The sequence below is a fragment of the Bradyrhizobium sp. 62 genome (assembly GCF_023073035.1).
In the GTDB taxonomy this organism is placed as follows: Bacteria; Pseudomonadota; Alphaproteobacteria; order Rhizobiales; family Xanthobacteraceae; genus Bradyrhizobium.
The window spans coordinates 910236-916289 of sequence record NZ_JADPIT010000015.1 but is presented as its reverse complement, the minus strand read 5'-3'; the positions used below and the strand labels follow the sequence as shown (position 1 = coordinate 916289).

6 protein-coding genes and 1 pseudogene are annotated in these 6054 nt (G+C 65.5%); 4 read left to right on the top strand and 3 right to left on the bottom strand.

Annotated elements, in window-relative coordinates; translation table 11 throughout:
- A pseudogene (locus tag IVB47_RS14890) lies at positions 1-732 on the bottom strand (sensor histidine kinase); the annotation flags it as partial.
- On the bottom strand, positions 729-1403 hold the full coding sequence (locus IVB47_RS14885; protein WP_247463170.1) for a response regulator transcription factor: 675 nt from the start codon (positions 1401-1403) through the stop codon (positions 729-731). The gene IVB47_RS14885 and the pseudogene IVB47_RS14890, both read right to left, overlap by 4 nt.
- Before the next feature lie 198 nt (positions 1404-1601).
- On the opposite strand from IVB47_RS14885, the gene IVB47_RS14880 reads away from it, so the two are divergent.
- The 3 genes from IVB47_RS14880 to IVB47_RS14870 all read left to right on the top strand — a co-directional run bounded on the left by IVB47_RS14880 (position 1602) and on the right by IVB47_RS14870 (position 4121).
- Positions 1602-1928 (top strand): NIPSNAP family protein, encoded by a 327-nt coding sequence (locus tag IVB47_RS14880; RefSeq protein ID WP_007610789.1) that lies wholly within the window; start codon positions 1602-1604, stop codon positions 1926-1928.
- 124 nt (positions 1929-2052) lie between these two features.
- Complete coding sequence (kdsA, locus tag IVB47_RS14875; RefSeq protein ID WP_247289653.1) at positions 2053-2916, top strand: 3-deoxy-8-phosphooctulonate synthase; 864 nt, start codon at positions 2053-2055, stop codon at positions 2914-2916.
- Positions 2916-4121 (top strand): MFS transporter, encoded by a 1206-nt coding sequence (locus tag IVB47_RS14870; RefSeq protein ID WP_247462358.1) that lies wholly within the window; start codon positions 2916-2918, stop codon positions 4119-4121. The genes kdsA and IVB47_RS14870 overlap by 1 nt, the downstream gene beginning before the upstream one ends.
- A gap of 21 nt (positions 4122-4142) precedes the next feature.
- Here the strand turns inward: IVB47_RS14870 and queF are convergent, their stop codons facing one another.
- Positions 4143-4619, bottom strand: a complete 477-nt coding sequence (gene queF / locus IVB47_RS14865) for a preQ(1) synthase (RefSeq protein ID WP_247356361.1) — start codon at positions 4617-4619, stop codon at positions 4143-4145.
- A 126-nt stretch (positions 4620-4745) separates the two neighbouring features.
- On the opposite strand from queF, the gene eno reads away from it, so the two are divergent.
- Complete coding sequence (gene eno / locus IVB47_RS14860; RefSeq protein WP_007590612.1) at positions 4746-6029, top strand: phosphopyruvate hydratase; 1284 nt, start codon at positions 4746-4748, stop codon at positions 6027-6029.
- Positions 6030-6054 lie beyond the last annotated feature (25 nt).

Genomic DNA, 6054 nt, shown 5'->3' with positions numbered 1-6054 from the left:
GTCTAGCCGCGCCAGCGCGTCGTTGACCGCAGTCACGAGCGGCACGACCTCCAGCGGAATCCGGTCCAGCGACAGCCGCGCGCCGCGTTGATGGATGTCGATGCGCCGCGCCTGGTCCGCCGTCGCATCGAGCGCCTCGAAGGCGCGCCGCACGATCATCGGCGTCGCAATGAACGTCGCCGTTCCCATGAGGAGCAGGCCGGGCAGGGCGATTCCCAGCAATGCAAGCGAGGTCATGAACAACGCCTTGGCGCCGGTGAGCTTGCCTTGCGTCGCCGTGATGATTTGCACATTGCCGGCGTCGGTATCGACCCGCTTCAGCCGCGCCGGGGCCTTGCGCGGATCGTCCTCGAACAGCTGCCAGCCGAGCCGGGCCTGGCTGATCTGGTCGAGGCCGCTGCCGATGGCGGCGAATTCGGCCGGCACGGCGCCTTCGCTGAGCGAATGTCCCTGCCTGTCGCGGACCAGGAACCAGAGATCGGATGTCTCGCTGCGCAATTGTTTCAGCTCGGTCGTCGATCGCAGGGCAAGGTCGCCTTGCGCGTCGCGTGCGAGCGCGCGCTGGACGATTTCGATCACACGATCTTCGTCGCGACCGGCGAGCACGAACCCCGACACGCTCAACGCGCCGACGATGACGGCAACGAGCGCCGTGAGCAGCACCGCCTGGAGCGACAGCAGGCGCCAGCTCAGCCGCGAGCGCAGGCAATAGGGATCGTGGTGCTTGCTCATGGCAGCTTCTTCAGGAGATAGCCGACGCCACGGATGCCGTGGATCTCCACGCGCGCATCGGCTTCCGAGAGTTTGCGGCGCAGGCGCGACACGTGCGTATCGAGTGCGTTCGACTGGATCTCGTCGTCGAAACTGTAGACGGCTTCTTCCAGCGCGGAGCGTAGTACGGTCCGGCCCATGCGGCGGACCAGGGCTTCCAGCACGAGGAGCTCGCGCCGCGGCAGCTCGAGCGGAGCCCCGTCGATGCTTGCCTCGCGATGGCCGAAATCGAAGGCGAGGCGGCCGGCGTGCAGGATGTCGGGCTGCATCCCGGCGGGCCGGCGCAGAACGGCGCGCAGCCGCGCCAGCAATTCCTCCACCGCGAATGGTTTCGCCAGATAATCATCCGCACCGCAGTCCAGTCCGGCGACCCGGTCGGCGAGTTCGCCGCGCGCCGTCAACACGATGATCGGCACGCCGTCGGCGCGCGCCCTGAGTTTCGGGATCAGGGTGAGACCGTCGCCATCGGGAAGCTGGCGATCGAGCAGGACGGCGGCGTGGACGTCGGCAGAAATGGCCTCTTCCGCCTCGGCGAGCGTGGGGGCGTGGTCCACGACCATGTCGTAGCGCTTCAGCGCCGACGCCAGCGCGTCGGCCATTTCGGCCTCGTCCTCGACGAGCAAAATCCGCATGATCCGCACCTCAACCTCAATCGCGCCAATCTAGCGGGCGTATCATTGCGGCAGCATTGCGGGAACCGGCTCTCCATGAAGCGGCTTTGAGCGGACCTTAGCCATGCGCGGAACGCCACAGGGGGCGGCCGAGCGGGCCTCAAGACACCGTCAGGGCCAGCCGATATAACCGCCGGACCTGATCAGGGAGGAACAAGAATGATCTACGAAATGCGCATCTATCGCTGCGTGCCCGGCCGCCTGCCGGCACTGCTCAAGCGGTTCGAGACCGTCACGCTGAAGGTGTGGGAAAAGCACGGCATCAAGCAGGCCGGGTTTTTTACGACGCTGATCGGTGAATCCAACCAGGAGCTGACCTATTTTCTGGCCTGGGAGTCGCTCGCCGAGCGCGAGAAGAAGTGGGCCGCCTTCATGACCGATCCGGACTGGATGAAAGGGCGCGCCGAGAGCGAGGCGGACGGCCAGATCGTCGGCAACATCGTCAGCCAGATTCTGGCGCCGACCGCCTTCTCGGCGGTGAAGTAGAGGGTGCCGGCGCGAGGCTTCGCGGGGGGCCTGGGCGCAACCCTGATATTCTGGGAGCCCAGGCCGAATGGGGTTGATCCGCCCTTCATCGCGGCTATGGTCGCGCCGCAACGAGGGATTTGCCTTGAGCTCTTCGACGTCAGCGGCGCCGGTCGTCACCATTGGCAAGGTCAAATTCGGCAATGATCTGCCGATCTCGATCATTGCCGGGCCGTGTCAGCTCGAAAGCCGCCAGCATGCGCTGGAGGTGGCCTCCGCGCTGCAGGAGATCGCCGCGCGGCTGCAGATCGGCCTCGTCTACAAGACTTCGTTCGACAAGGCCAATCGCACCAGCGCGTCGGCTGCGCGTGGCCTCGGGCTTGCCCAGTCGCTGCCGATCTTCGCCGAAATCCGATCGTCGCTCGGCCTGCCGGTTCTGACCGACGTGCATGACGCCGCGCAGTGCGCCGATGTGGCGCAGGCGGTGGACATCCTGCAGATCCCGGCCTTCCTGTGTCGCCAGACCGATCTGCTGCTGGCGGCCGCCGCGACCGGCAAGGTCGTCAACGTCAAGAAGGGCCAGTTTCTCGCGCCCTGGGACATGGCCAATGTCGTGTCCAAGATCACGAGCGCGAATAATCCGAACGTGCTCGTCACCGAGCGTGGTGCCTCCTTCGGCTACAACACGCTGGTCTCCGACATGCGCGCCTTACCGATCCTGGCGCGGACCACCGGCGCCCCCGTGATCTTCGACGCCACTCACTCGGTGCAACAGCCGGGCGGGAAGGGGACGTCTTCCGGGGGCGAGCGCGAATTCGTGCCGGTGCTCGCACGCGCAGCCGTTGCCGTCGGTGTTGCCGGTGTCTTCATCGAGACCCATCCCGACCCTGATAACGCGCCGTCCGACGGACCCAACATGGTGCCGCTGCGCGAATTCGAGGCGCTGATCCGAAAGCTGATGGCGTTCGACGCGCTCGCCAAAGATTCCACCAAAGCCGATCCGCACTGATGCAGGAAGGCGCAGCGCGGCCGCACGATCACGGCCTGCCGGCCGCGCTCTACGTCATCTCCGGTGCAAGCTTCGCCGCAGCGCTCTCCGCGCGCGCGCTCGATCCGGTGCTGCCGCGCGTCGCCGAGGATTTTGGCGTCAGCATCGCGACCGCTGCCGGCTTTGCCGCGGTGTTCGCCTTCACCTTCTCGATCATCCAGCCGATCGTCGGCGCCGCCGCCGATCTGTTCGGCAAGACGCGGCTGATGATCGGCTGCCTCGCGCTGCTCGGCCTTGCCAACATCCTGGGCTCACTCTCGACCTCGTTCTCGGTTCTGTTCGCGACCCGTATCCTCGCCGGCATCGGCTCCGGCGGCGTGTTTCCGGTGGCGCTCAGCCTGACCAGCGATCTCGTCGGTCCGGAGAAACGCCAGGTCGCGATCAGCCGCACGCTCGCCGGCGCGATGACCGGCAATCTCCTCGGCGCCTCGGCCTCCGGCCTGATCGGCGATTTCCTCGGCTGGCGCGGCGTGCTGGCGGTGCTCGGCGTGCTCGTGATCGTTGCGTCGATCGCGGTCGCCGCCGGTTTTCGTGGCGCCAAGGTCAAGCATCCGCCGAAGACGAGCCTGTCGGCGCTGAAGGCGGGCTATCGCACCATCTTCACCAACCCGAACGCCTATGTCTGTTATGCGGCGGTGTTCATCGAAGGCTGCTGTGTGCTCGGCCTGTTTCCCTACATCGCCTCGTTCCTGTTCGAGCTCGGGCAGACCTCGCTCTCGATCGCGGGTCTCGTCATCGCGGGCTTTGCGGTCGGCGGCTTGTTCTACACCCTGACGGTGTCGCGCCTGCTGCCATGGCTGGGCATGAAGGGAATGATGATCGCGGGCATGACACTGGTGGCCTCGCAGCTCGTTGTCGTCGCCTTTGGCCTACGCTGGGAAGTGCAGGCGCTCAATCTCATCGTGATGGGCTGGGGCTTCTACATCGCCCATGGCTGCCTTCAGATGTTTGCCAGCGAGCTCTCGGTCGAAGCACGCGCGACCGCGCTGTCGCTGCATTCGTTCTTCTTCTTCATGGGGCAGACGGTCGGGCCGCTCGCCTATGGCCTTGGCCTCCAGCATGGCGGCAAGATGCCGACCCTGTTCGCGAGCGCCGCGATCATGGTCGTGCTCGGTTTCGTGTGTGCGCGGCTGTTGAAACAGCGCGCGCCATCCGACGCGCGCTGAGGCCTGGACAGGAGAGAGAGCTCAGCCCCGCCCGCGATAGGCCGCGACGCCCTGTTCCGGCACCCACAATCCCTTCGGCGCACGGCCGGTCTGCCAGAACACGTCGATCGGGATGCCGCCGCGCGGATACCAGTAGCCGCCGATGCGCAAGAACTTCGGCTTGATCTCGCTCGCGATGCGCTTGCCGATCATCACGGTGCAGTCCTCGTGGAAGGCGCCGTGATTGCGGAAGCTCGCGATGTAGAGCTTGAGCGATTTCGACTCCAGCAACCATTGGCCAGGGGCGTAATCGATCATCAGATGTGCGAAATCCGGCTGTCCCGTGACCGGGCAGAGCGAGGTGAATTCCGGCACGGTGAAACGGACCAGATAATCGGTGCCTCCTTGCGGATTGGGCACGCGGTCGAGTTTCGCCTTCTCGGGCGCATCTGGCCATTCGACAGCGCGGCCGAGCTGCAAAGCAGGGGAGTTGTTCGATTTGCTGGGTTTTTTCGACATCAGGCCGCCTCCGTAGCGGCCCTCTTAGCCAATCGAGACGCGGCCGTCACCCGGCCTTTTCCACTTCGACGCATTGCGGTAGAAGCACCGCCAACTGCCCCCTTTGGTCCCCGAAAAGAGGCTCTCATGACCGCCATCATCGACATCATCGGCCGCGAAATTCTCGATAGCCGGGGCAATCCCACCGTCGAGGTCGACGTCGTGCTGGAAGATGGCGCGCTTGGCCGTGCTGCCGTGCCGTCCGGCGCCTCCACCGGCGCCCACGAGGCGGTGGAACTGCGCGACGGCGACAAGGCCCGCTATCTCGGCAAGGGCGTCACCAAGGCAGTCGGCGCCGTCAACGGCGAGATCTTCGAGGCGCTGAGCGGCCTCGATGTCGAGCAGCAGGCCCAGCTCGACCAGATCATGATCGACCTCGACGGCACGCCGAACAAGAGCCGGCTCGGCGCCAACGCCATCCTCGGCGTGTCGCTCGCCTGCGCCAAGGCGGCCGCGAACTCGCTCGACATGCCGCTCTACCGCTACGTCGGCGGTACCTCGGCGCGGCTGCTGCCGGTGCCGATGATGAACATCATCAATGGCGGCATGCACGCCGACAATCCGATCGACTTCCAGGAGTTCATGATCCTGCCGGTTGGTGCGTCCTCCTTCGCCGAGGGCTTGCGCTACGGCGCGGAGGTCTTCCACACCTTGAAGTCGGAATTGAAGAAGGCTGGCCACAACACCAATGTCGGCGACGAGGGCGGCTTTGCCCCGAACCTGCCGTCGGCGGACGCCGCGCTCGAATTCGTCATGAACGCGATCGGCAAGGCCGGTTACAAGGCGGGCTCCGACATCGTCATCGGCCTCGACTGCGCCTCGACCGAGTTCTTCAAGGACGGCAAATACGTCTACGAAGGCGAGGGCAAGACCCGCTCGATCTCCGAGCAGGCCAAGTACCTTGCCGACCTCGTCTCGCGCTATCCGATCGTGACCATCGAGGACGGCATGTCGGAAGACGACATGGACGGCTGGAAAGAGCTCACCGACCTCGTCGGCAAGAAGTGCCAGCTCGTCGGCGACGATCTCTTCGTCACCAACGTCAAGCGCCTTGCCGAAGGCATCAAGGCCGGACGGGCCAACTCGATCCTGATCAAGGTCAACCAGATCGGCACGCTGACCGAGACGCTCGCCGCCGTCGAGATGGCGCACAAGGCCGGCTACACCTCGGTGATGTCGCACCGCTCCGGCGAGACCGAGGATTCCACCATCGCCGACCTCGCGGTCGCCACCAATTGCGGACAGATCAAGACCGGCTCCCTTGCACGCTCCGATCGCACCGCCAAATACAACCAGCTCCTGCGCATCGAGCAGCAGCTCGGCAAGCAGGCGCTCTACGGCGGCAAGGCGGCACTGAAGGCTCTGGCATAAGCCAGCGGTCGGACAAAAACAGGGG